This window comes from Paracoccus sp. J56 (assembly GCF_019633685.1).
Taxonomy (GTDB): Bacteria; Pseudomonadota; Alphaproteobacteria; order Rhodobacterales; family Rhodobacteraceae; genus Paracoccus; species Paracoccus kondratievae.
Map to the genome: position 1 here is coordinate 1 of NZ_JAFL01000029.1, position 24,663 is coordinate 24,663.

At 62.4% G+C, this 24,663-nt stretch carries 24 protein-coding genes, 1 tRNA gene, 1 rRNA gene and 1 riboswitch; of the genes, 7 read left to right on the top strand and 19 right to left on the bottom strand.

Translation table 11 applies throughout. The features are described 5' to 3' along the window. The 4 genes from M511_RS16145 to clpB form a co-directional block, all read right to left on the bottom strand. Nucleotides 1-97: ribosomal RNA gene (locus M511_RS16145) — 16S ribosomal RNA — on the bottom strand; the annotation flags it as partial. Between the two features lie 472 nt (nt 98-569). Beyond that, complete coding sequence (locus M511_RS16150; RefSeq protein WP_085502741.1) at nt 570-1,172, bottom strand: protein-methionine-sulfoxide reductase heme-binding subunit MsrQ; 603 nt, start codon at nt 1,170-1,172, stop codon at nt 570-572. Next, complete coding sequence (msrP, locus tag M511_RS16155) at nt 1,172-2,068, bottom strand: protein-methionine-sulfoxide reductase catalytic subunit MsrP (protein WP_085502742.1); 897 nt, start codon at nt 2,066-2,068, stop codon at nt 1,172-1,174. The genes M511_RS16150 and msrP overlap by 1 nt, the downstream gene beginning before the upstream one ends. Nucleotides 2,069-2,199: 131 nt before the next feature. Next, complete coding sequence (gene clpB, locus M511_RS16160) at nt 2,200-4,818, bottom strand: ATP-dependent chaperone ClpB (RefSeq protein ID WP_085502743.1); 2,619 nt, start codon at nt 4,816-4,818, stop codon at nt 2,200-2,202. Nucleotides 4,819-4,971: 153 nt separating this feature from the next. Between clpB and pyrF the strand changes: the two genes are divergently transcribed. Next, a complete protein-coding gene (gene pyrF / locus M511_RS16165) occupies nt 4,972-5,664 on the top strand; it encodes an orotidine-5'-phosphate decarboxylase (protein WP_176224570.1) in 693 nt (230 codons plus the stop codon). On the opposite strand, the gene M511_RS16170 is transcribed toward pyrF, so the two are convergent. Genes M511_RS16170 through M511_RS16190 form a run of 5 tightly spaced genes read right to left on the bottom strand, consistent with a single transcriptional unit; the run spans nt 5,665 to nt 8,815 of the window. Continuing rightward, nucleotides 5,665-6,294 (bottom strand): glutathione S-transferase family protein, encoded by a 630-nt coding sequence (locus M511_RS16170; protein WP_029371251.1) that lies wholly within the window; start codon nt 6,292-6,294, stop codon nt 5,665-5,667. A 51-nt stretch (nt 6,295-6,345) separates the two neighbouring features. Next, complete coding sequence (locus tag M511_RS16175) at nt 6,346-6,741, bottom strand: NUDIX hydrolase (protein ID WP_085502745.1); 396 nt, start codon at nt 6,739-6,741, stop codon at nt 6,346-6,348. A gap of 20 nt (nt 6,742-6,761) precedes the next feature. Further along, nucleotides 6,762-7,034, bottom strand: a complete 273-nt coding sequence (locus tag M511_RS16180) for an NfeD family protein (RefSeq protein WP_010392227.1) — start codon at nt 7,032-7,034, stop codon at nt 6,762-6,764. 11 nt (nt 7,035-7,045) lie between these two features. After that, complete coding sequence (locus M511_RS16185; RefSeq protein ID WP_010392225.1) at nt 7,046-7,933, bottom strand: SPFH domain-containing protein; 888 nt, start codon at nt 7,931-7,933, stop codon at nt 7,046-7,048. An 18-nt stretch (nt 7,934-7,951) separates the two neighbouring features. After that, on the bottom strand, nt 7,952-8,815 hold the full coding sequence (locus M511_RS16190) for an N-formylglutamate amidohydrolase (RefSeq protein ID WP_085502746.1): 864 nt from the start codon (nt 8,813-8,815) through the stop codon (nt 7,952-7,954). Between the two features lie 184 nt (nt 8,816-8,999). Here M511_RS16190 and M511_RS16195 point away from each other — a divergent pair. Together M511_RS16195 and ykgO are read left to right on the top strand one after the other, a co-directional pair. Next, nucleotides 9,000-9,074 (top strand) — tRNA-Val (locus M511_RS16195). 84 nt (nt 9,075-9,158) lie between these two features. Then, a complete protein-coding gene (gene ykgO / locus M511_RS16200) occupies nt 9,159-9,284 on the top strand; it encodes a type B 50S ribosomal protein L36 (protein WP_010392221.1) in 126 nt (41 codons plus the stop codon). Between the two features lie 131 nt (nt 9,285-9,415). Here the strand turns inward: ykgO and M511_RS16205 are convergent, their stop codons facing one another. From M511_RS16205 to M511_RS16240, 8 genes are all read right to left on the bottom strand, one after another. Further along, nucleotides 9,416-9,859: a DMT family transporter gene (locus M511_RS16205; RefSeq protein ID WP_085502747.1), complete on the bottom strand. Its 444-nt coding sequence runs from the start codon at nt 9,857-9,859 to the stop codon at nt 9,416-9,418. 108 nt (nt 9,860-9,967) lie between these two features. Next, the gene (locus M511_RS16210; RefSeq protein WP_085502748.1) at nt 9,968-11,185 is read right to left on the bottom strand and encodes a phenylacetate--CoA ligase family protein; all 1,218 of its coding nucleotides are present in this window, start codon (nt 11,183-11,185) and stop codon (nt 9,968-9,970) included. Between the two features lie 18 nt (nt 11,186-11,203). After that, the gene (locus tag M511_RS16215; RefSeq protein ID WP_010392213.1) at nt 11,204-12,028 is read right to left on the bottom strand and encodes an ABC transporter ATP-binding protein; all 825 of its coding nucleotides are present in this window, start codon (nt 12,026-12,028) and stop codon (nt 11,204-11,206) included. A 57-nt stretch (nt 12,029-12,085) separates the two neighbouring features. Continuing rightward, nucleotides 12,086-13,366: an ABC transporter substrate-binding protein gene (locus M511_RS16220; RefSeq protein ID WP_010392211.1), complete on the bottom strand. Its 1,281-nt coding sequence runs from the start codon at nt 13,364-13,366 to the stop codon at nt 12,086-12,088. Between the two features lie 44 nt (nt 13,367-13,410). Then, entirely contained in the window at nt 13,411-14,487 is a 1,077-nt protein-coding gene (locus M511_RS16225; protein WP_010392209.1) for a branched-chain amino acid ABC transporter permease, read from the bottom strand. A 140-nt stretch (nt 14,488-14,627) separates the two neighbouring features. Then, a complete protein-coding gene (locus M511_RS16230) occupies nt 14,628-15,608 on the bottom strand; it encodes a branched-chain amino acid ABC transporter permease (protein WP_010392207.1) in 981 nt (326 codons plus the stop codon). Nucleotides 15,609-15,618: 10 nt separating this feature from the next. Continuing rightward, the gene (locus M511_RS16235) at nt 15,619-16,425 is read right to left on the bottom strand and encodes an ABC transporter ATP-binding protein (RefSeq protein WP_010392205.1); all 807 of its coding nucleotides are present in this window, start codon (nt 16,423-16,425) and stop codon (nt 15,619-15,621) included. Next, complete coding sequence (locus M511_RS16240) at nt 16,422-18,398, bottom strand: AMP-binding protein (protein ID WP_010392203.1); 1,977 nt, start codon at nt 18,396-18,398, stop codon at nt 16,422-16,424. The genes M511_RS16235 and M511_RS16240 overlap by 4 nt, the downstream gene beginning before the upstream one ends. A gap of 112 nt (nt 18,399-18,510) precedes the next feature. On the opposite strand from M511_RS16240, the gene M511_RS16245 reads away from it, so the two are divergent. From M511_RS16245 to aroQ, 3 genes are read left to right on the top strand one after another with little or no spacing between them, the layout of a single operon-like run. Next, complete coding sequence (locus tag M511_RS16245) at nt 18,511-20,391, top strand: PAS-domain containing protein (RefSeq protein ID WP_139824615.1); 1,881 nt, start codon at nt 18,511-18,513, stop codon at nt 20,389-20,391. Beyond that, nucleotides 20,384-21,085 carry a response regulator transcription factor gene (locus M511_RS16250; protein WP_010392200.1) on the top strand — a complete coding sequence of 234 codons (702 nt, stop codon included), beginning with the start codon at nt 20,384-20,386 and terminating at the stop codon, nt 21,083-21,085. The genes M511_RS16245 and M511_RS16250 overlap by 8 nt, the downstream gene beginning before the upstream one ends. Nucleotides 21,086-21,112: 27 nt before the next feature. Then, on the top strand, nt 21,113-21,547 hold the full coding sequence (aroQ, locus tag M511_RS16255; RefSeq protein ID WP_010392198.1) for a type II 3-dehydroquinate dehydratase: 435 nt from the start codon (nt 21,113-21,115) through the stop codon (nt 21,545-21,547). Here the strand turns inward: aroQ and M511_RS16260 are convergent. Both M511_RS16260 and M511_RS16265 read right to left on the bottom strand, forming a co-directional pair. Then, the gene (locus M511_RS16260; RefSeq protein WP_139824616.1) at nt 21,544-22,227 is read right to left on the bottom strand and encodes a glycosyltransferase family 2 protein; all 684 of its coding nucleotides are present in this window, start codon (nt 22,225-22,227) and stop codon (nt 21,544-21,546) included. The genes aroQ and M511_RS16260 overlap by 4 nt on opposite strands. A 238-nt stretch (nt 22,228-22,465) precedes the next feature. Then, the gene (locus M511_RS16265) at nt 22,466-23,068 is read right to left on the bottom strand and encodes an HAD family hydrolase (protein WP_010392194.1); all 603 of its coding nucleotides are present in this window, start codon (nt 23,066-23,068) and stop codon (nt 22,466-22,468) included. A 180-nt stretch (nt 23,069-23,248) separates the two neighbouring features. On the opposite strand from M511_RS16265, the gene M511_RS16270 reads away from it, so the two are divergent. After that, complete coding sequence (locus tag M511_RS16270; RefSeq protein WP_085502751.1) at nt 23,249-24,415, top strand: nucleotide sugar dehydrogenase; 1,167 nt, start codon at nt 23,249-23,251, stop codon at nt 24,413-24,415. A 92-nt stretch (nt 24,416-24,507) separates the two neighbouring features. Beyond that, nucleotides 24,508-24,612: riboswitch (TPP riboswitch) on the top strand. Nucleotides 24,613-24,663 lie beyond the last annotated feature (51 nt).

The following is a 24,663-nucleotide window of genomic DNA, read 5'->3' on the forward strand; positions in this document are numbered from 1 at the left end:
CACCCGTCCGCCGCTAGGACCGAAGTCCTCGCTCGACTTGCATGTGTTAGGCCTGCCGCCAGCGTTCGTTCTGAGCCAGGATCAAACTCTCAAGTTGAAACGCGCAAAAAGCGCGTATCCCTGACAGAAAGACCTTGCACATCTGTCCTTCCAGTAAAGGAAGGATCATCTCTGCCTGTCTATTCACTCGCGTGAACCGACAAACAGTGAAGCTGACACCTGGATCATCGGGGAAATCCCCTACCAGGCCGATATGCAAGTCATCCGTCGACTGAACGACCAGACCGCCCGCATATCCCTTCAGATATCCAATAATGTCAAAAAGCAGAGGAAACAAAATCACGGAAGATGCGCCACTATCAGCGACGCCCATCCGGTCGTTCATTTCCTGATTTTCCCCAGAACCGAGCCTCTCAGCTCCGCGTTCCGTCCCGGTCAGACCGTTCCGTCGTCTCGGTGAGCGGCTATCTAGACCCCACAAAAAAAACCCGCAAGACCAATTTTGACACAAAAATAGAAAATCTGAATAACTAACTGAAAAATATAGGGGAAATTTCAAAAAATAAACTTCAGCGACGGACAGCCGCTGTAATCAGACGCAGGCGCAGCAGCAGAAGCAGCAAAATCCCGCAGAAAACCACGACCGGGCGCGATTCCCAGACCTTGAGCGCCCAGAGCCAGTGCAGCGCGCCCAGAATCGCCGCGGGATAGATCAGCCGGTGCAGCTGCCTCCATCGCGCGCGCATGCGCCGGATCGAGGCACGGTTCGAGGTCACGGCCAGCGCCAGCAGCATGACAAAGGCGAGCATCCCAAAGATCAGATAGGGCCGCTTGGCGACATCCTTGAGCATCTGCGCCCACAGGAAAGCCATATCAAACACCACCCATGCTGCGAGATGGCAAAGCGCATAGGTAAAACAGATCAGCCCCAGCGCCTGACGAAACCGCATCAGGTTCAGCCTCGTCAGTCGCAAAAGTGGCGTCACCGCCAGGGTCGCAAGCAGAAAATAGATGGCGGTGCGGCCCAGCCGATGCTCGATATCGCGCACCGGATCGACACCCAGATTTCCCTGCAGCGTATCCCAGACAAGCAACGCCAGCGGAATCAGCCCCAAAAGCCAGACCGCCCAAACCGGAAGCCGCCGCAGCCAGCCGTTGAGATGCTGCACCATCAGTAGTTCTTTGCCAGATCCATGCCCGTGTAGAGCCCGGCCACCTGTTCGCCATAGCCGTTGAACATCAGCGTGTCCTGCCGGCCTCCGAACAGTCCGCTGCCGATGCGTCTTTCCGTGGCCTGCGACCAGCGCGGATGGTCCACCTGCGGGTTCACATTGGCATAAAAACCGTACTCGCTGGGTTGCAGCATCTGCCAGCTTGTCGGGGGCTGCTTGTCGGTCAAGGTGATGCGGACAATCGATTTGATCGACTTGAATCCGTATTTCCACGGCACCACCAGCCGGATCGGTGCCCCGTTCTGGTTGGGCAGCACCCGACCGTACAGCCCGGTCGCAAGAATGGTCAGGGGGTGCATGGCTTCGTCCAGCCGCAACCCCTCGCGATAGGGCCAGTCGATGATTCTGCTGCGCTGCCCGGGCATCTGCTCAGGATCGTGCAGCGTCTCGAATGCGACGAATTTCGCGCCGGACTGCACGCCCGCCTTGTCGAGCACCCCGGAAAGCGGCACGCCAAGCCAGGGAATGACCATGGACCACGCCTCGACGCAGCGCAGTCGGTAGATGCGCTCTTCCAGCGCGGCCTCGGGCACCAGAGCCTCGACACCATAAGAACCGGGGCGATCGACCAGCCCGTCGATCTGGACCGACCACGGAGAGGTCTTCAGGCTGCCGGAGTTCTGCGCGGGATCGGTCTTGCCGGTCCCGAATTCGTAGAAGTTGTTGTAATTCGTGATCTCTTGCAGGCTGTTCGGCTTTTCGTCGGTAGAAAAGGCCGAGGGCTTTCCGCCCAGCCCCAGCGCCGGTGTCGCCACCGCTGCAATGCCTGCCGCAATAAAGGCCCTGCGGCTGAGGTAGGCCGCCTCGGGCGTTACATCCGACCATGTCAGCTTCATACCGGTCCCTCCTGCACGCATCATCTCACCCAGAAGCGGTTAGGACGATGAAACTTCGCGTGATTGGACCCGATGCCAATGTGAAGAAGATCAAGAAAGGGGCGGATGCCTCAGCACCCGCCCCCATCCGCTTAATGCAACGGCACCCGGGGTCCGCCCTCGTCCAGACTGGACTGGGCCACGCGGTTGCCAACGACCAGCCCTTCGGGTCCGGCAGTGACATGGACGGTCTGGCCGTCCAGAACCTCTCCGGCGAGGATCATTTCGGCCAGGGGGTTCTGCAGGCTGCGCTGCAACACCCGTTTCAGCGGCCGGGCCCCAAAGACCGGGTCATAACCTTCGTCAGCCAGCCATTTCCGCGCAGCCTCGTCCAGATCCAGCATGATCTTGTGCTGGGCCAGACGGCCTTCCAGCTGGGCAAGTTGCAGCCCGACAATGGCGTCCATGTTGTCGCGCGTCAGGCGGTGGAAGATGATGATCTCGTCCAGGCGGTTCAGGAACTCGGGCCGGAAATGCGCGCGAACCGCATCCATGACCTGCGCACGTGCCTGGCTGGAATCGGCCCCTTCGGGCAGGGTCGAGAGCGCCTGCGCCCCAAGGTTCGAAGTCAGGACGATCAGCGTCTGCTTGAAGTCCACCGTCCGGCCCTGCCCGTCGGTCAGCTGACCATCGTCCAGAACCTGCAACAGCACGTTGAACACGTCCGGATGCGCCTTTTCGACTTCGTCGAACAGGATCACCTGATAGGGCCGGCGCCGCACCGCCTCGGTCAACACGCCCCCCTCATCATAGCCGACATAGCCCGGAGGCGCGCCGATCAGGCGGGCAACCGAGTGTTTCTCCATGAACTCGGACATGTCGATGCGGACCATGGCGCTGTCATCATCGAACAGATATTCGGCGATCGCCTTGGTCAGCTCGGTCTTGCCAACCCCGGTCGGACCAAGAAAGAGAAAGCTGCCAAGCGGCCGTTTGGGATCGTTCAGCCCCGCACGCGCACGCCGCACGGCATTTGCAACCGCGCCCACCGCCTCGGTCTGGCCGATGACGCGCTTGCCAAGCACCTCTTCCATCTTCAGCAGCTTGTCACGCTCACCTTCCAGCATCTTGCTGGTGGGGATGCCGGTCCAGCGCTCGACCACCTCGGCGATCTGCTCGGGGCGGACGGTTTCCTCGACCATCAGCCCGTCCTCATTGCTTTCAGCATCGGCAAGCTGACGTTCAAGCGAGGGGATAATGCCATAGCTCAGCTCACCCGCGCGGGCCAGGTTGCCCTCGCGCTTGGCCTGATCCAGCTCTGCGCGGGCGCGGTCAAGCTGCTCTTTAAGCGTGCGCGAGCCCTCAAGCTTGGCGCGCTCGGCCTGCCAGCGGGCGGTCAGACCGGCCGATTTCTCTTGCAGATCGGACAGCTGGCGCTCCAGCTTTTCCAGCCGGTCCCTGGAGGCGGCGTCGTCCTCTTTCTTCAGGGCCTCGGCCTCGATCTGCAATTGCAGGATCTGACGGTCCAGCTGATCCAGCTCTTCGGGTTTGCTGTCGACCTCCATGCGCAGGCGGCTGGCCGCCTCGTCCACAAGGTCAATGGCCTTATCGGGCAGGAAACGGTCGGTGATATAGCGATGCGACAGGGTCGCAGCCGCCACCAACGCCGCGTCGCTGATGCGCACGCCGTGATGCAGCTCATATTTCTCTTTGATGCCGCGCAGGATGCTGATCGTGTCCTCAACCGTCGGCTCTTGCACCAGAACAGGCTGGAAACGACGGGCCAGGGCCGCGTCCTTTTCGATATACTTGCGATATTCGTCCAGCGTCGTTGCGCCGACGCAATGCAGCTCACCCCGCGCCAAAGCGGGCTTGATCAGGTTCGCAGCATCCATCGCACCGTCGGTCTTGCCAGCACCGACCAGCACATGCAGCTCGTCGATGAAAAGGATAATCTCGCCGGCGGCGGTCTCGATCTCTTTCAGGACGGATTTCAGACGCTCTTCGAACTCGCCGCGATATTTCGCCCCGGCGATCAAAGCGCCCATGTCCAGCGCCCAAAGCTGCTTGTTGCGCAGCGATTCCGGCACATCGCCGTTGACGATGCGCAGGGCCAGACCCTCGGCGATGGCCGTCTTGCCGACGCCGGGCTCACCGATCAGCACCGGGTTGTTCTTGGTACGACGGCTCAGCACCTGCATGGCGCGGCGGATTTCCTCGTCGCGACCGATAATCGGGTCGATCTTGCCCTCGGCAGCCGCCTCGGTCAGATTGCGGGCGTATTTCGACAAGGCCTCATAACTGTCCTCGGCACCGGCGCTGTCAGCGGTGCGACCCTTGCGGATCTCATTGATCGCGGCGTTCAGCGCCTGCGCAGTGACCTTGCCAGCCGTCAAAGCATCACGGGCATTGGTGTTGACGACGGCAAGCGCGGTCAGCACCCGCTCGGCCGGAACAAAGCTGTCGCCGGCCTTTTTCGCCAGATTCTCGGCCTCATCCAGCACGCGCACCAGCGAGGTATCAACATAGACCTGGCCCTGCCCGCCGCTGATTTTGGGCTGTTTGGCAACCGCCTGATCCACGGCCTGACGGACTGCCTGGGCATCACCCCCGGCGCGCGCGATCAGGTTGCTGGCAAAGCCCTGCTCGTCATCCATCATCGCCTTGAGCAGGTGCTCTGGCATGACGCGCTGGTTATCCTCGCGGATGGCGATGGTCTGCGCCGCCTGCAGGAAACCACGCGACCGTTCCGTGAATTTTTCCATATCCATATGAAGTTCCTTTCTTCAGCCCCCGCGTTGGATCGCCCGCATTGGCACGATCCGGCTCGGGTCCTGCCTCAGAAATGGGCAGGGACAAACAGGCTTTCAAGTCGGCAGGCATGGGCCTATAAGCGGGTCGTTTGTCGCAGGCTGAGGGGATCCATGGACGACCGTCTGATCGTGGCGCTGGACGTGCCGAATGCGCTTGCCGGGCTGGAACTGGCCCAGAAGATCGGCGACGCCGCCAGCTTTTACAAGATCGGCCTTGGCATGCTGACCGGGGGCGGACTTGCCCTTGCCAATGAGCTGAAGCAGGAACATGGCAAGCGCATCTTCCTTGACATGAAGTTCTTTGACATCGGCGCCACGGTCGAGGCAGCGGTCAGGGGCATTGCCCAATATGATCTGGATTTCCTGACCGTTCACGGCGACCCGCATGTGGTGCGCGCGGCCAAGCAGGGCGCGGGCAGTTCGGGGCTGAGGATCCTTGCCGTGACGATCCTGACCTCGCTTGACCGGGCCGACCTTGACGCCGGACTGATCGTGCCCGGCGATCTGGCCGAAATCGTGACCACCCGCGCCGCCCGAGCCTTTGAGGCCGGGGCCGACGGCGTCATCGCCAGCCCGCGCGAGGCGGCACTGATCCGCGCCCTGCCCGAAGCACGGGGCCGGCTGATCGTCACCCCCGGGGTGCGCCCGGCAGGCAGCGCAACCGGTGACCAGAAGCGGATCGAGACCCCCGCCACCGCCATCGCCAGCGGCGCCGATCACATCGTCGTCGGCCGGCCGATCTGGCAGGCCGAGGACCCGCGCACCGCAGCACAGGCCATTCAGGCCGAACTGGCCGGGATCTGATCAGCCGAAATTGCGCTGAAAGACCGGGGCAAGATCCTCGCGCGCCGCAGTTGCACGCGCGATCGACCAGATTTTGGGCGTATGCTGCTGAAACCACTCGGGACCGGGTTTCCAGTTGGTCATCACCGCCAGATAGATATCCAGAGCCGAGAACCGCTCGCCAAGGAAATGAGGTCTTCTGACCGCGCCCTCGACGGCAGTCCACAGCTCTTTCAACCGCTCGCTGGTCGCCTCGCCCAGCTCTTTTTGCGCGGTGGGGTCGCTTAGAAAGCGGGACGGATCATCGCCAAAGGTAAAACAGGGATAGACCTGCGCCACCAGAAAGATCAGCCAGCGCAGGAAACGGGGCCGCTCGGTTGCGGTCGGCTCGGGTACCAGATCGTCGCGTCCGGTCATCTCGGCGAGATAGAGAGTGATCGCCGCGCTTTCCGACATCACCCGGCCATCAGGCAGGATCAGCACCGGAATCTGCCCTGCGGGGCTGATCCGCATCAGTTCTCGCCGGGCGGTGGCGTCCAGAAACAGGTCTGCGATCTCGATGCTTTCAGCCTCAAGCCCGTAATGGGCAAGCTGCGCCTCGATCAGCGCCGATCCCCAGCCGTTGCGGCGGTAAAGCTGCATCCGGGACATGCGTGCCTCCTTGCTGTCGATGCGGCGATCATGCACCCAGGCCGACGATTTTCAAATCCCGCATCCCGTCCCGGCAAGAACAAGCCGTACCCGATCCCGGAAATGCGGCACCGCGCGCGGATGGGCGACGAATTCGGCAACCGGCATCATCCGCCACTCTTGCCCCTCATCGCCGAAACGGATCGCCGCGATCTCATCCTTGCTGATCAAGCCGTGAAACAGCCACGAATACCGGCCCACAGACGCGGACGAATCGAAAACCCGCGCCGTCAGCCGCCCGGGGTCGATCCGCAGCCCGAATTCCTCATGCAATTCGCGCAGGGCGCATTCGATGGGCGATTCGCCCGGCTCGGCCCCGCCACCGGGCAGATCCCAATGCGCCGGAAACGGGATCCAGTCGTAATCATCGCGCAGACATGTCAGCAGGTGCCCGCCATGGGTAAGCACCAGCTTGGCACCGACGAAATCTAGTTGTCGTTGATGTCGCGGGTCCAGATCCGCACCTCGCTTCGGCTGGTGCCGAAAATGCGCCGCAGCACCAACCAGATCACCCCTGTCAGGATCGCCGTGACGACAAGCGCCAGTGGCAGCCCGCCGCCCCAGAGACCGGAAAGCAGGGCCAGACCCATCAGCAGAACCGCGGCGGCAAGCCCCAGAAAGAACCAGCCCGGCAATGCCAGCTCAAGCGCCGCGAAAACCAGCGCGACGATGATCCACAACCAACCGTTCGACCAAACCATCGGCTGTCCCCTTATTTCGCGCTGCGGAACATGCGGAACGCGTCGCCAAGCGCCTCGACCGCCGAGGCCGGCACGATCACGGTCTGACGGCCCTGCCCCTTGCCGACCTCGGCCAGGACATCGACCTGACGCATCGCGACCTGATATTGCGCGGCTTCAAGCCCGCCTTCGCGGATCGCAGTGGCGATAGCGGCGGTGGCATAGGCATCGGCATCGGCAAGCATGCGCTTGGCCTTGGCCTGCTGCTCGGCAGCGTAAAGCTCACCATCGGCGGCCAGCTCGACCGCGCGGCGGCGGCCTTCGGCCTCGGTGACCTGAGCGCGGCGGGCGCGCTCGGCATTAAGCTGTTGCAGCATCGCGGCCCGCGTCGCCTCGTCCAGATTGACGTCCAGGATCTCGGCCCGCGTCACCTCGATGCCCCAGTCATCGACGATATTGGCCAGCGCCTCGCGGATCCGCTCGATCAGCTGGGCGCGGTTCGACTGGACCTGATCCAGTTCCATCGTGCCGATTTCCGAGCGCACGATCCCCGCAACAGTGGTGCTGATCGCCGCGTCCACGTCGCGGATGCGATAGACGGCCTTTTCCGGCTCGATGATGCGGTAAAAGACGCTCGTCTCGACCTGCACCAGCACGTTGTCAGCGGTGATCGCATCCTGACGCGCAGTCGGAAGCTGACGTTCGAGGATCGAGATCCGGTGCGCGACCCGATCAAGGAAGGGCACAATGAAGTTGATCCCCGGCCCCAGCACCGAATGCAGCCGGCCAAAGCGTTCGACCACGTATTTTTCAGATTGCGGAACGATTCGGACAGCGCTGCGGACCGCAAAGAGGATCACCACAGCCAGAATGATCAGGGCGAGGTTCCGGCTGATCAGTTCGGCGATTTCAGGCGGCATGAGGAGGTCCTTTCGTTATCATTCAGCCGCAAAGGCCGAATCGCATTCATCAGGGCGCAGACGCGCCAGCCGCGCGATGACGCGGGCAAAGCGAGCCCGAAACTGGTCGAAATCGGCGCGCGGCTCAATCCGGTGTTCATCCATGTACAGCGAGCGGTCAAGCTCTAGCTGCACCACATGCACATTCTCGCGCGGGCGGCCATAGGTCTGGGTGATATAGGCCCCCGAAAAGGGAGAATTGCGCCGCAGGTGGAAACCTTCGGCCGCCACCGCCTCGGCCACCCCGGCGCTGATGCGGGGCGCAGCCGAAACACCGTTACGATCACCCAGCACCATGTCGGGACGCGGACGGGGCAGATGCGTCAGCGCATCGCGCGGCATCGAATGCATGTCGATCAGAACAGCACCGCCAAAGCGCGACACCGCCTCCTGGATCAGGGCAGAAAGCGCCTGATGATAGGGACGCCACAACCGGGCGATTCGCTGATCGGCCTCTTCGCGGGGAATCGGGCGGTCGTGAATCGCCCTTCCTTGCGAGACGACACGGGGAATCACCCCCAGCCCGGCCATGATCCGCGGGTTCATCATCCCGGGCGCCCCGCCCGAAACGACGAGCGGGTCGATTTCCTCGGGGCCACGGTTCAGATCGACAACGCAGCGCGGCACCCGTGCCGTCAGTACCGCCGCACCATGGTCAAGCGCAGGCGCGATCAGGCGATCGACGAAAGCATCCTCGGACGAGCGCAGCTGCTGCGGGTCCAGCCGTGATTCGGCCAGAAACCAGTCAGGATAGGCCCGGCCCGAATGCGGCGAGGCAAAGATCACCCCACCCAGCCACCGCTGCGGCAGCATCAGATCGAAGGTCGGCTCAGCACTTTTCATTTCTGGCGTTTCCCGGCGGCGCGTCCGGCGCCAGTTCTGGGTGACAGACAGAAATGTTTATAAACCATGAATGAGAAGCGCCAATAGCTGTCGATTGAGGGCTTGAAAGCCGCACGCGAGGTAGCTATAGACACGCGGACCAAGGCGATATGACAGCGAAAGCTGAAAGAATCACCTGTTCGGGGGGCGGTTAGCTCAGCGGTAGAGCACTACGTTGACATCGTAGTGGCCACTGGTTCGATCCCAGTACCGCCCACCATTCAATTCACGCCCCCGGGGCTTAACCGGGGGTATTTCGTTTCCAAGGCGCGACCTAGCGATGCGCCGCGATAGGAGAAGACCGATGAAGGTTCGCAATTCGCTCCGCTCGCTGAAGAGCCGTCACCGTGATTGCCAGATCGTGCGCCGCAAGGGCCGTATCTATATCATCAACAAGACCAACCCGCGCTTCAAAGCCCGTCAAGGCTGAGAACCGGCGAATCATCCGATTCGTGAACGCCCGTCGGCCCTGCGCCACGGGCGTTTTCCGTATGCGCGGGAAACCCTGTCATGTGGGGCTGACTGCCCCACACCCCGTGGATATTTGAACACGAAAGAAAATCAGAAGCGCGAGAGAATGAGCCCGCCGCCGACCATCAGGGCCGCAAGAAGGCGTGGGATAGACAGGTCGCGCACCGGCAGGCCAAAGGCCCCGATCCGGTCAAGCAGGATGGCCGCGATGATCTGGCCAAGCGCCAGGGCGCAAAGCGCGGTAAGCGTGCCGAGGTGCGGCAGGCTCCAGACCATGGTCCAGACGTAAAAGGCACCAAGCACGCCGCCTGTCCACATCCACCAATCTGCGGAGACTGCGCGCAGGAAGGCGCGGCCCTGTCCCATGGCGAGGGTTCCGAGCGTCAGCAGGACAAAGCCGATACCAAAGGAGATCGCCGCGGCAGCAAGCGGGCTTTGTACCTCACGCCCAAGGGCGGCATTGATCGGGGCCTGCACGGCAATGCAGACCCCGGCCAGCGTGACAAAGATGGCAGTGAGTAGCGGAAACTGCATGGATGCTCCTTTTACCGGAGGGTCAAGCGGATCGCGCGCGAAATGCGCGATCCCGATAGCACCATGGCAGCCCGGCTTCCAGAGCCGCAGCCCGCTGGCGGCTGTGCCTTAGTCGTAGCTGCGGCGATCCTCGATCACCTTGCCGTCGTTTGGCAGCGAACCCGGTGCCACCAGCTCGACCCGACCGCGAAGCTTCAGCGTGTCGAGCACAGTGCCCTCGTATTGCGCGGCGTCTTCGGCCGGGGTTTCCAGCAGAACGGTCATGACATCCATATCCCCGCTACGGTCTGCGACCACGCGGGCGCGCGAGATTTCGGGATGGCGGGCGACCAGCGCCGCGACCTGTTCGGGGCGGACAAACATGCCCTTGATCTTGGTCGTCTGGTCGGCCCGGCCCATCCAGCCCTTGATACGCATATTGGTGCGGCCGCAGGGGCTTTCCCCCGGCAGAACCGCCGAGAGATCGCCCGTCGCAAAGCGCACCAGCGGATAATCGGGGTTGAGCGTAGTCACGACGACCTCGCCCACCTCGCCCTCTGGCACGGGATCACCGGTGCCGGGACGGACGATTTCGACGATCACGCGTTCATCGACGATCAGCCCCTCCATCGCCGGGGATTCATAGGCGATCAGCCCCAGATCGGCGGTGGCATAGCATTGCGCCGTAGCGATGCCGCGATCAGCGTAAGCCTGGCGCAGACTTGGAAACAGCGCCCCACCCGAGACAACGGCCCTGGTAAAGCGCAGGCGCTCACCCATCTGATCGGCCTTGTCCAGCATCACCTTAAGATAGTCGGGCGTCCCGGCGTAAACCGTGGTGCCGATATCGACAGCGGCGCGGATCTGCAGTTCGGTCTGACCGGTGCCGGCAGGCAGGGTCGCGGCCCCGACCGCGCGCGCAGCGCTTTCAAACATCATTCCCGCCGGCGTCAGATGATAGCCAAAGCAATTGTGCAGGATATCGCCCGGACCAACGCCCGCCGCATGCAGAAAGCGACCCAGCCGCCACCAGTCGCCATCGCGGCGGCCTGGTTCGTAGATCGGGCCGGGACTTTGGAAGATATTCTCAAAGTCATGGGCCGGACGGGTGGTGAAGCCGCCAAACGGTGGCGTCTTTTGCTGCGCCTCGGAAAGGGCGGATTTACGGATCACAGGCAGGCTGGCCAGCGCCTCGCGGCTGGTGATCTGGCCGGGCCCGACATCGGCAAGGATCTCGGCCAGCGCCGGGGCTTGCCGGGCGCGCATCAACGCAGCGGGCAGTTCAGCCGCCAGCCAGGATGCCCGCGCCTCGGCGCTGCGGGTTTCCAGTTCATCATAGAATGTCATGGGGATGCCTTTCTGCGCTCAGGCCAGCCAGCGTTTGCGCCGGCGATAGGATCGCACGTCGCGAAAGCTCTTGCGGCCCTGATCGGACATGCCGAGATAGAATTCCTTGACGTCGGGGTTCTCGCGCAGCGCATCCGCCGGCCCGTCCATCACCACGCGGCCGCTTTCAAGGATATAGCCGTAATGGGCATAGCGCAGCGCGACATTGGTGTTTTGCTCGGCCAGCAGGAAGGTCACGCCCTCCCCTTCGTTCACGGCCTTGACGATCTCAAAGATCTGCTCGACCAGCTGCGGCGCAAGACCCATCGAGGGTTCATCAAGCAAGATCGTCTCGGGTCGTGACATAAGCGCGCGGCCCATGGCGCACATCTGCTGCTCGCCCCCGGACGTATAGCCGGCCTGGCTTTTGCGACGCTCTTTGAGACGTGGGAAATAGGAATAGACCATCTCAAGATCACGGGCGATCTCGGCCCGGCCATCCGTGCGGGTATAGGCGCCGGTGAGCAGGTTTTCTTCGATCGTCAGGTGCTCAAAGCAATGGCGGCCCTCCATCACCTGAATCACGCCCTTCTTGACCAGTGCGGCGGGATCAAGCTCCTGTACCCGCTCGCCGCGGTAGCTGATCGTGCCTTTGGTGACCTCGCCCCGTTCCGAATGCAGAAGGTTCGAGATCGCCTTCAGCGTCGTCGTCTTGCCCGCGCCATTGCCGCCCAAAAGCGCAGTGATGCCGCCCTTGGGCACCGACAGGCTGACGCCCTTGAGCACCAGAATGACGTGATTGTAGATCACCTCGATATTGTTGACCTCCAGCAGGGTTTCGCGGTCAGGTGCGGCGTCGAACATGGGGTTCTCCCTCAAGGCGGGTGAGTGGCCCCGGCGGCGGACCGCCGGGGCAATAGGTCAGCAGCGCGGCGAAATACCGGCTTCCTTGGCATAGGCCTCGCTATCCTCAAGGATAAGCGGGTCCAGAACCTCCTGATCGGGCTGGGTAAAGTCCGAAATCAGCGTCCACTTGCCTGCCGAGGCGTCCCATTGCTGCAGCCGCGCCATCCCGCTGCCGCCATGGTTGTCGCAGGTCATGCGGATCTCGGGGCCAAAGTCGGGCAGGCCCAGTTCGGACAGCCGCTCGGGCGTGATCTCCAGCGCCTCGAAACCATCACGCAGCTGAGCTGCGGTGATATTCGATGTGCCCGACAGCTCTTGCGCCTTGCGGATCGCCTCGGCGATGACGACGGCGGCATACATGCCACGCGAATAAAGCACCGAACCGACGAATTGCCCGCCTTGCGAAGCCTTACCCGGTTCGATGACGAACTTCTTCATGTCCTCATAGATCGGGTAGCCGGTGCCGACACCGTGGAAGGTCAGCGCCTTGTAGCCGTTGGCGCTTGCGCCCACCGGCTTGACGTCCACCTCAGAGCCCGACCACCAGATCCCGATAAAGTTCTCCATCGGGAAGCGGATGTTGGCAGCCTCCTGAATGGCAGTCTGGTTCATCACGCCCCAACCCCACATCAGCACGTAATCGGGCTTGTCACGGCGGATCTGCAACCACTGGCTTTTCTGTTCCTGCCCGGGCGGGTCGACAGGCAGCTCGGTCAGGCTGAAGCCATGTTTCCTGGACAGTTCTTGCAGGGTGCGGATCGGCTCTTTGCCATAGGCCGAGTTGTGATAGATCAGCGCGATCTTTTTGCCTTCCAGGCTGCCGCCGTTCTGGTCTAGCAGGTATTTCACCGCCACGCTCGCCCCGTCCCAATAGTTCGCAGGAGCGTTAAAGACCCATTCGAACACCTTGCCGTTCTTGGCCGAGGTCCGGCCGTAACCCGGGGTGTAAAGCGGAATCTTGTCCGCCGAGACCTTGGGGATCAGCTGATAGGTGATACCAGTCGACAGCGGGTTATAGACCAGCGCACCAGAACCTTTGGTCGCCTCGTAACATTCGACGCCTTCTTCGGTGTTATAGGCGGTCTCGCATTCGGGGGTCTGGACCTTTTCGCCGCCGATGCCGCCGTCACGCTCGTTCAGCAGGGTAAAATAGTCGTTGAACCCATCGGCATATTGCGTGCCGTTCGCACCATAAGGTCCGGTCCGATAGCTGAGGTTCGGCACCACCAGATCGGCCATGGCCGGCGCCGCCGCCATAAGGGCCCCCAGCGCGACAGTTGCAAGCTTCAGTTTCATCTTGGTCTCCTCCCCAAGGGTGTGTTTCGCCGGTTGTCCGGTCGTTAATGCGGGAACGGCCACAGCCGCAGCTTCTCTTTTGCCAGCTGCCACAGCCGGGCCAGGCCATGCGGCTCAACGATCAGAAAGAACACGATCAGCGCGCCAACAATCATCAGCTCAAGATGGGCGGCGAGGTCGGTTGGCCAGCCCAGCTGCACAACCAGCAGGTTCTTAAGAAAGACCGGCAGCAGGACCAGAAAGGCCGCGCCGGCAAAGCTGCCAAAGATACTGCCAAGCCCGCCGATGATGATCATGAACAGGACCAGAAAGCTCTTGTTGATGCCAAAGGCCTCGGTCGCTTCAGCCGCACCCAGATAGACCGCAAAAAGCAGCGCCCCTGCGATGCCGACAAAAAAGCTTGATACGGCAAAGGCCGACAGCTTGGCGGTCAGTGGGTTAACCCCGATGATCTCGGCTGCGATATCCATGTCGCGGATCGCCATCCATTTGCGCCCGACACTGCCCCGGGTCAGGTTCCGGGCCACCCAGGCCAGCACGACAGCGAATACAAGACAGATCAGATACTTAGCCGAAGCCGTAGTCGCAGGCCCGGTCACCGCCCAGCCAAGAATGGTGCGCTCGGGTGCGTTGATCTGGCCCGAGGCCGAATAGTTGTAAAACCACGGCACCTTGTTGAACAACCAGACCAGAAAGAACTGTGCCGCCAATGTCGCCACCGCCAGATAAAAGCCCTTGATCCGCAGGCTCGGCAGACCGAACAGCACCCCGACCACGGCGGTAATCGCCCCGGCCAGCAGAATATGGATGATGATCGGCACCGCTGGCAGGGCAATCATCAGCTTGTAGACGGCATAGGCACCCACAGCCATGAAGCCGCCGGTGCCCAGACTGACCTGCCCGGCATAACCGGTCAGGATGTTCAGCCCGATGGCGGCGATGGCATAGATCAGGAAAGGCACCAGAACCGCATTGGCCCAATAGCTGTCGATGACCAGCGGCACGACCAGAAAGGCCACCGCCAGGATCGCGTAATAGCCCCAGCGGTCCAGCCGGATCGGAAAGGTCTGGCCATCGTCACGATAGCTCGTCTTGAAATCACCCGCCTCACGGTAAAGCATCCGTTCCTCCCAGCGTCACGCCTTGCCAGCAGGGGCCATGCGCCCCCGCAATCCCGCCGGGCGGTGGCTCACGAAGGACAGGCCCGCGCCCTTCTTTCGTGCCCAAATATCCCCGCCGGAGGCATAGAAAGTTTTCATGTTCAGACCCGCTCGATGATGCGCTCGCCAAACAGGCCCTGCGGCCGAAAGACCAGAAAGATCAGCGCCAGCACATAGGCGAACCAGTTCTCGGTCGCGCCGCCGACCATCGGGCCAATGAAATATTCAAACAGCTTTTCGCCCATACCGATGATCAGCCCGCCGACAATGGCCCCGGGGATCGAGGTGAACCCGCCCAGCATCAGCACCGGCAGCGCCTTGAGCGCGATCAGCGACAGCGAAAACTGCACCCCCGATTTCGTGCCCCACATGATACCCGCGACAAGGGCGACGAAACCGGCAATCGACCAGACCATGATCCAGATGAATTGCAGGCTGATGCCGACGGACAGCGCCGCCTGATGGTCGTCGGCGACGGCGCGCATCGCCCTGCCCTGTTTGGTATATTGTGAAAACCCGACCAGCGCCGCGACCAGAACCGCCGCGATCATCGCCGCCCAGATATCAAGGCGGTCTATAAAGAAACCATAGCCCAGCCAGTCGTTGGTCAGCGTCTCGACAGTTTCGGAAATGCCCTGCGGCAGGCCGACGTCCAGCACTTTGACGTCCGCGCCCCACATTACGTCCCCAAGCCCCTCCAGGAACCATGCGAGACCGATCGTTGCCATGAACAGGATGATCGGCTCTTGCCCGACCAGATGTTTCAGCACCAGCTTTTCGATGGCGATGGCAACGCCGACCATGACCAGCGCGGTCAGAAGGATCGCCACGGCCCCCGGCACGGTCCAGCCAAAGCTGGACACATGAATCCCAAAGACCGCGCCCAAAAGATGGGCAAAGGGCACCCTGCCCTCCATGATGCCAACCAGCGTCATGGCGGCGAAAAGCGCCAGCACCCCCTGGGCATAGTTAAAGACGCCAGAAGCCTTGTAGATCAGCACGAATCCCAGGGCGACCAGCGAATACATCACCCCGGCCATCAGGCCGTTCAGCAGGATTTCGCTTGCATAGAGAAATTCCATCGCCGCCCCCTTACTCGTGCGCCACGCCCAGATAGGCGCTGATCACCTCGGGATTGTTGCGCACCTCGTCAGGGGTGCCGTCACCGATCTTACGCCCGTAATCCATCACCACCACCCGGTCGCTCAGATCCATGACCACACCCATGTCGTGTTCGATAAGAGCGATGGTGGTGCCGAATTCGTCATTCACATCGAGGATAAAGCGGCACATGTCCTCTTTCTCTTCGACATTCATGCCCGCCATCGGCTCATCAAGCAGCAGGATCTTTGGCTCGGCCGCCAGCGCCCGCGCCAGTTCGACCCGCTTTTTCAGACCATATGGCAGCCGGCCCACCGGCGTCTTGCGGATGTTCTGGATTTCCAGAAAGTCGATGATCTTCTCGACCTGCTCACGGTTTTCGACCTCTTCGCGCTCGGCGCGACCCCACCACAGGGCCTGGCTCCAGATCGGCGCCTTCATCATGTTCAGGCGCCCGGTCATGATATTGTCCAGAACGGACATGCCATCGAACAACGCAATATTCTGAAAGGTGCGGGCAATGCCCAGCCGCGCCACCTCATAGGGTCTCATCGGGCCGCGCCGCTCACCGCGAAACCGGATCTCACCCTCTTGCGGGACGTAAAATCCGGAAATCACGTTCAGCATCGAGGACTTGCCCGCACCGTTCGGGCCGATGATGGCGCGGATCTCGCCCTCGCGGATGTTGAAGCTGATGTCCTTGATCGCCGTCACGCCGCCAAAGCGCAGGGTGATGTTTTTCAGATCCATCAGCACATCGCCGATGCGGCGGCCGTCGGGGGTAAGTTCTTCGGTCATTCGGCAGCCACCTTCTGCGATTGGGCGGTCGGGAAGGTCCGCGCGCTCTCGATCTTCAGCGTCGCGCGGATCTCACCCTTGCGGCCGTCCTCATAGGTCACTTCGGTCCGGGTGCTGACCGTGTCGCGCCCGTCATAAAGCGCATCAATCAGATCGGCGTATTTCTCGGCGATGATGTTGCGGCGGACCTTGCGGGTGCGGGTCATCTCGCCATCGTCGGGATCAAGCTCTTTGTGCAGCACCAGAAACCGGCTGATCTGACAGCCCGAAAGCATCGGGTCACGGGCGACCGAGTCATTGACCGCCTCGACATGCTCTTTGATCGTTGCATAGACCTGCGGATGGCCGGCCAGCTCTTGATAGCTGGCATAGGCGATATTATTGCGCTCGGCCCAGTTGCCGACCGCCGTCAGGTCGATGTTGATAAAGGCCGTGCACATGTCGCGGCCAGCGCCAAAGACCACCGCCTCAAGGATGTTGGGATAGAACTTCAGCTTGTTCTCGACATATTTGGGCGCAAACATCCGCCCGTCGGCCATGCGGCCCACATCCTTGGCGCGGTCGATGATGCGCAGGTGCCCGCTGCCTTCCTCAAAGAACCCGGCATCGCCCGTCGCCACCCACCCCTCGGCGTCCTTGGTCGAGGCGGTGCTTTCCGGGTTGTTGTAATATTCGACGAATACCCCGGGTGAGCGATAAAAGACCTCGCCACTGGGGGCGATACGCAGCTCGACCCCCGGCGAAGGCACGCCAACCGTATCCGAACGCACCTGCCCGTCAGGCTGCTGGGTGATAAAGACCGAAGCTTCGGTCTGGCCGTAAAGCTGCTTCAGGTTGATCCCGAGACTGCGGTAAAAATCAAAGATCTCGGGGCCGATCGCCTCGCCCGCGGTATAGCCGACACGAATGCGGGAATAGCCCAGCGTATTCTTGAGCGGGCCATAGATCAGCACATTGCCCAGCGCATGATGCAGCCGGTCCAGCAGCCCGACCGGCTTGCCGTCAAGCAAAGCCGGACCAACACGGCGGGCAACAGCCATAAAGTGCCGAAACAGCCAGCGCTTCAAACGACCCGCGTCCTCCATGCGGATCATCACACTGGTCAGCTGACCCTCAAAGACCCGGGGCGGAGCAAAGAAATAAGTCGGCCCGATCTCGCGCATGTCGGTCATCATGGTATGCGCGCTTTCGGGACAGTTCACCGTAAAGCCCGCCCAATAAGCCTGGCCGACCGAAAAGATGAAATCGCCGACCCAGGCCATGGGCAGATAGGCGAGCACCTCTTCACGCTCGGTCAGATGATCAAAGGCCGCGCTGTTCTTAGCCGTTTCGATGATGTTGCGGTTGGACAGCACCACGCCCTTGGGCTTGCCGGTGGTACCCGAGGTGTAAAGCATGACGCAGGTGTCGTCATAGCCCAACACGGCGGTGCGGCTGTCCAGTTCGGCACCCAGCCGCTGCTCGGCGGCGCGACCCTCGGCCTGCACATCGGCCAGCGCATTCATGTGGGAATGGTCGTATTTCCGCATCCCGCGCTTGTCGGTATAGACGATATGCTCGACCGAGGGGGCGCGCTCGCCCACCTCCAGTACCTTGTCCACCTGTTCCTGATCGCCGCAGACGACAAAGCGCGCGCCGCAATGGTGCAGCACATAGGCCATCTCTTCGGCGACCGCGTCCTGATACAGCGGCACCGGTACCGCGCCGCACATCTGCGCCGCGACCATGGCCCAGTAATGGGCAGGCCGGTTGCGGCCGACGATGGCGACACGGTCGCCCCGGTTCAATCCCAGCACCAGAAAACCCAGCGCCAGAGCACGGATTTCAGTTGCAGCCTCGGCCCAGGTCCAGCTTTGCCAGATCCCGAATTCCTTTTCCCGATAGGCGGGCCGGCCGCCGAAACGCACGGCATTGCGCGCCAGCAACGCCGGAATCGACTGCAAGCCGGCTTGTGCCGCCTCAGCGTTCTGCATGGTTCCTCCCCTTGCCGTCCGGGCTCCTCTTCCCTCTGGCTATTGCAGCTTATTGCGGCAATTCTTGCGTCAGTTTTTCCTGAATCCTACGAATTGTTACAGGTGCCGCGCAATGCCAGCGACTGACATGCCATCCAGCGACCGGCACGCCGAGCTGACCAGATCGGGGCTGAACCTGATCCAGCAGGCGATCTCGATCTTTGATGCGGACCTGCGACTGGCGGTCTGCAACCGGCCCTATCAGCAGATGTTCGGCCTGCCGGATAAGCTGACCCGCACCGGTGCGACTTTTCAGGATACCATCCGCTATCTGGTCGATCGCGGCGAATACGGCCCGCAAGAGGACCCCGAGGCCGCGATCCGAGAACGTGTCGATCAGGCCCTGACCTTTCAGCCGCATTATCTGGAACGCAGACGCGCCGATGGCCGCTGGATTTCGGTCGAGGGGGCACCCTTGTCCCAAGGCGGCTGGATCGCCGTCTATACCGACATCACCCATATCAAGCGGCAAGAGGCGCTGTTGCGCGCCCGTTCGGCCGAACTGTCCGAGCTGGTGCTGGAAAACGCCGAGCGGCTTTCTGCTGCAAACCGGGCGCTGGCCGCAACCAATGCCGCGCTGGAAGAGGCCAAGCGCATCCTGACCGAATCCGAGGCGCGGACCCGCCATGTCACCGCCATGGTCCCGGCCCATATCGCCCATATGGATCGTGAGTTCCGTTATACATTTTCGAACAACCAGATATCGCTGGTGTTTCCGGGGACCGATCCCTCGGTCATCGGCCGACGGTGCGAAGATGTTCTGGGGACGGAGACATTTGTGCGGCTAAGACCCCATCTTGACCGCGCCGTATCGGGCCAGTCGCAGGTGTTCGAGATCACGCACCCGCCTTCGGGCCGGCGTATCCGCATCGCGCTGACGCCCGACCAGAACGGGCGCGGTGTCTATGTCCTTTCGACAGATGTCACCGCCGAGGTTCAGGCGCGCGAGGCGCTGACCCATGCCGCCAAACGCGCTGTGGCGGCCCAGATGACCTCGGGGCTCGCGCATGATTTCGGCAATCTTCTGACCATTATCCTTGGCCTGCAGGGACGGCTTGCCCGCGCCAGCCTGCCACCCGAACAGGCCGAGGATGTACAGGCGACGCTGGCCGCCGCCCGGCGCGGGGTGCGGTTGCTTGACGGTATCTCGGCGCTGACCGGCCGGCGCGAGCATCAGCCGCAACCGGTCGAACTGCGCTCGATGCTGAATGATCTGGCCGCCATGACCCGGCCGACGCTGGGCGCAGGCGTGACGCTGGACACGCATATCGGCGATCTGCCCGCGCGGGTGATGCTTGATCCCGGCGCGTTACAGGATGCGCTGCTGAACCTGATCCTGAACGCGCGTGACGCCATGCAGGGACAGGGCCGGATCGGGATCAAGATCCGCCCCGCCGGAAGGTGGCTGGAAATCATCGTTTCTGACAGCGGCCCCGGTTTCTCGCCCGAGGCGCTGGCCCGCGCGACCGAACCGTTTTTCACCACCAAGGGCAGTCAGGGCACCGGGCTTGGCCTGTCGATGGTCTATGACCAGATCAAGCTGTCGGGCGGGACACTGCGGCTGCTTAATACCGAGGGCGGCGGCGCGCAGGTCATCATCCGCCTGCCGTTGCGCGCTGCGCGTCCGCAACTTGTGCTGCTGGTCGAGGATGACGATGCCATCCGCGCCCATATCCGCGAGATGCTGACCACGCAGGGCCATTCGGTGATCGAGGCGGGTTCGCTTGGCGAGGCACGCGGCCTGACCGATCTGCCGGGGCTGACGCTGATCCTGTCGGACCTGCAACTGGGCGATGGATCGGGGGCGGATCTGCGTGGCCGCGGGCTGCCGCTGGTGCTGATGACAGCGCTGCCTCCGGGCGATCCGCGCAGGTCAGGGCTTGACTGTCCGGTCCTGACCAAGCCCTTTGACGAAACCGAACTGGCCGTCGCCATGGCAAGGACCGATGACTGACGCACCTCTGATCGCCATTCTCGACGATGAGCCCGAGATCCGCCGCCTGCTGTCCTCGGCGCTGGAAGAGGCGGGCTTTCGCACCGTCGGCTTTTCCCGCGCGACCGAGTTCGAGGCCGCCTTGCGCCGCATCCAGCCCGATGCCTGTCTGATCGACCTTGGCCTGCCCGACCGCGACGGGCTGGCGCTGGTGCACCGGCTGGCCAGCGAATCCGGCACGGCAATCATCATCATTTCAGGCCGGGCACAGGTACAGGACCGGGTAACCGGGCTGGAGCTGGGGGCCGATGATTACATCATCAAACCTTTTGAACCGGCCGAGGTCGTGGCCCGCATCCGCGCCCGGTTGCGCAAACCCCAGCGCGAAAGCGGCCCGGGTCGCCAGCAGTTGCGCTTTGCCGGCTGGTCGGCGGATTTCGACCGCTACACGCTGACCTCGCCCGAGGGGGCCGAAACCCCGATCAGCCATGCCGAGGCCGAGGTCCTGCGCCTGTTTCTCGACAATCCGCGCCGCCTGATCTCGCGCGCGCAGATGCTTGAGGCGCTGGGCGGCACGGCAGGCGAAAGTTTCGACCGGGCGATGGATGTGCGTATCTCGCGCCTGCGCACAAAGCTGGGCGAGGACCCAAAGAACCCCCGCCTGATCAAGACCATCTATGGCGCAGGCTATATCTTTCTTGCCGAACTGGGCTAGATTGCCCCCACTTTTGCGGAGAATGACATGCCCACCGTCTATGTCCTGAACGGCCCGAACCTGAACCTGCTTGGCCAGCGCCAGCCCGAGATCTATGGCAGCACCACGCTTGCCGATATCGAGCGTGACTGCCGCGGGCTGGCGGCCGATCTGGGTCTGGACATCGCCTTTCATCAGTCCAACCACGAAGGCGTGCTGATCGACCTGATCCATGAGGCACGGCAAAAGGCCCAGGCGATCGTCATCAACCCGGCCGCCTTTACCCATACTTCGGTTGCGATTCTTGATGCGCTGAACGCTTTCGACGGGCCGGTGATCGAGGTGCATATCTCGAACGTCCACAAGCGTGAAAACTTTCGCCACCATTCCTATGTCAGCCTGCGCGCCGAGGGTGTGATTGCCGGCTGTGGCTTTCATGGCTACCTGCTCGCGCTGCGTCATGTTGCAAGGCTGATCAGCTAGGAGGCGGGACGCCAGATTCCCCGGTTGCGGCGAAACCAGTCGTAACAGGCGGCATCGGCGGCACCCCGACCTTTGCCCTGCCACGAAAACCTTAAAAGCGCGTCGCGGCGGGCAATCCTTCGCTTGCCCCGTATGACGCCCAAGGCGTTGAGCCAGATCCCGACCCCGTTCCGCGCAAAATTGCCCGATGGCCACGGATCATCCACAGTCCACAGCAGTTTCGGAATATCAAAGGCGCAATCAGGCCGGAGTTCAGGGCGCAACATGGCCCCGCCATAGCCTTTGAACATACCAGCATACCCCGATACCACCCATGCCGAGGGCTTGTGCAGCCCCTGCGTGGCCAGCCGTAGCAACCGGCACAGGCTGCCTTTCTTGCGTGGCACGGCACGGGGCAACGACCCTTCGCGGCGACCGGGAACAAAGGCCCCCGCCCCGGCAATCACGCGATCGGGGTGTTCCCGGCGCGCTGCAAGAAACCGGCTGGTCCACAGCGGGTCGTAGCGCCGGTCATCGTCGCAAAGCAGCAACTCGCAATCCTGCCCCCGAAACTCGTGCACCGCAGGCAGGATCTTGGTCGCAGGGCCATAGTCCTGATCGGTCCTGACCACGGTGATGCCTTGGGGAACCTGCGGCAGGCACCCGTCCCAATCGGGAAAACGGCGATAGCGGCGCGGCACGCAAAGCCGCACCTGATCCGGGGGATACGCTGGTTCAGCACCGATTTCAGCGTCGGCCCGATCCCGGCAAAGCGAGGCGGGGTCGAAGTCAGGGTCACGCGCAGGACTGCCTGATTCGGATCGTTCCCGGCCGCGCCCATCTGCCCTGCTGCAAATAGATCAGGGTACAGTCGCGCCGGCTGTGCGGACCTGACCCCATCAACCTGACAGGGGGCTGCCCCCCGCTGTCAAGAATACTTCAGAACAACCCGCGCCGCGCCAGCTCGTCGCCCAGCGCGCCGGCCCCGGTGAACTGGATCGCATCGATTCCCAGCCCTCGCGCCGCTTCGACATTCGGCAGACTGTCATCAACGAATACGCAATCCTCGGGCCGCAAACCGTTGCGATCCATCACCATGCGATAGATCGCCGGGCCTGGCTTCATCATCCCGACGCGGCCTGACACAAGAATGTCCGCGAAAACCGCGCCCAGCCGAGGATGCAGCTCCAGCGCATGGGGCCATGTCTCGGCCGCCCAGTTGGTCAAAGCATATAGCGGAACGCCGCGCGCAACCAGGGCCTCGGCGACTTCCCACGTCCCGGGAATAGTCTTTTCGATGGTCAGCGGAAAAGCCGCGAGATAGCCCGCCAGATGCCGCGCCTCGTCGCCATGCTCGGCCCGTGCGGCGGCAAGACCGTCCTCAAAGCTGCGCCCGCCGTCCTGCAACCTGTTCCAGCCGGCAAAATCGATGCGCTGCATCCAGGCCTCGGCCTCGGCCCGGCTGGTAAAGATATCCGCAAAGGCCAGCGCAGGGTCCCAGTCGATCAGCACCCCGCCAAGGTCGAAAATCACGCTTTTCATGGCATCCTTCCGCTTCGGTTGCGCCCAGATCGTCCGGAATGCCCCGCCAAGTAAAGCCCCGAGCCGCCGATTCCCCCGATGCGGCCCGATCTTACCCCACGCGGCAAAAATCTGCGCGACAGCTCTGACAGATCCAATCTGAACTGGACTGTTTTCTTCAGAGTGGATAGGACCCCGCACATGCGTATTTCTGTCGCCGGGCTAGGCTATGTAGGAATGTCGATCGCGGTGCTGCTGGCGCAGCACAACGAAGTCATGGCATTCGATCTGAACGCAGAGCGCGTGGCATTGGTAAATGCCCGCCGCTCACCCATTCAGGACCCCGATCTCGAGGAATGGCTGGCTGGAAAGCAGCTGTCCCTGCAGGCCACGACCGACCAGGCCGAGGCTATGGCGGGGGCGGATTTCGTCATCATCGCCACGCCGACGAATTACGACCCGCGCACGAACCGCTTTGACACCCAAAGCGTCGAGGCTGTGATCGCCCAGGCCCGCGACCACGCCCCGCAGGCAACGATCGTGATCAAATCCACGGTGCCCGTCGGATTCGTGGCACGGATGCGGCAAGAAACAGGCAATGAGAACATCATGTTCTCACCCGAGTTTCTGCGTGAAGGCCGCGCGCTTTACGATAACCTTTACCCGTCGCGCATCGTCGTCGGGGATCATGGCCCCGCTGCGCATAAGCTGGCCGATCTGCTGGCACAGGGCGCGATCCGCAAGGATATGCCGGTGCTTTTCACCGGCCCCGCCGAGGCCGAGGCGATCAAGCTGTTCGCCAACACCTACCTTGCGATGCGCGTGGCCTATTTCAACGAGTTGGACAGCTATGCTCTGGCCCGCGGCCTGAACCCGCGCGAAATCATCGAGGGCGTCGGCCTCGATCCGCGGATCGGCGATCAGTACAACAACCCAAGCTTCGGCTATGGCGGCTACTGCCTGCCCAAGGACAGCAAGCAGCTTCTGGCCAACTATGATCAGGTCCCGCAGAACCTGATTGCGGCGGTGGTGGAAAGCAACCGCACCCGCAAGGACTTCATCGCCGACCAGATCATCGCACGCGAACCCAAGATTGTCGGCGTCTATCGGCTGGTGATGAAGGCCGGCTCGGACAATTACCGCGACAGCTCGATTCAGGGCATCATGAAGCGGATCAAGGCCAAGGGCATTCCCTGCATCGTCTATGAGCCGGTGCTGACCGAGGATCACTTCTTTCACAGTCCGGTCATCCGTGACCTCGACGCCTTCAAGGCCGAGGCCGATCTGATCATCGCGAACCGCCTTGGCCCCGAATTGGCCGATGTGGCAGACAAGGTCTATACCCGCGACCTCTTTGGCGTGAACTGAACGCAGGCAGGGCCCTGCCCCCGGCTTCCCTGACACCCGGACCCCGCAGCCCTTGCAACCCGGGGCGCGGGGCCCTAGTGTCATGCAAACGACTCATACACTTGGGGGGCCCCGCAACGGGGCTGAGAGGTGCAAGGCACCGACCCATCGAACCTGATCCGGGTCATGCCGGCGTAGGGAAGGGTAGAGTGAAGCGGCAAGACCATCCGCAAAACTGTCCCGACCCCGTCTGCATGCCCGGCTGAACT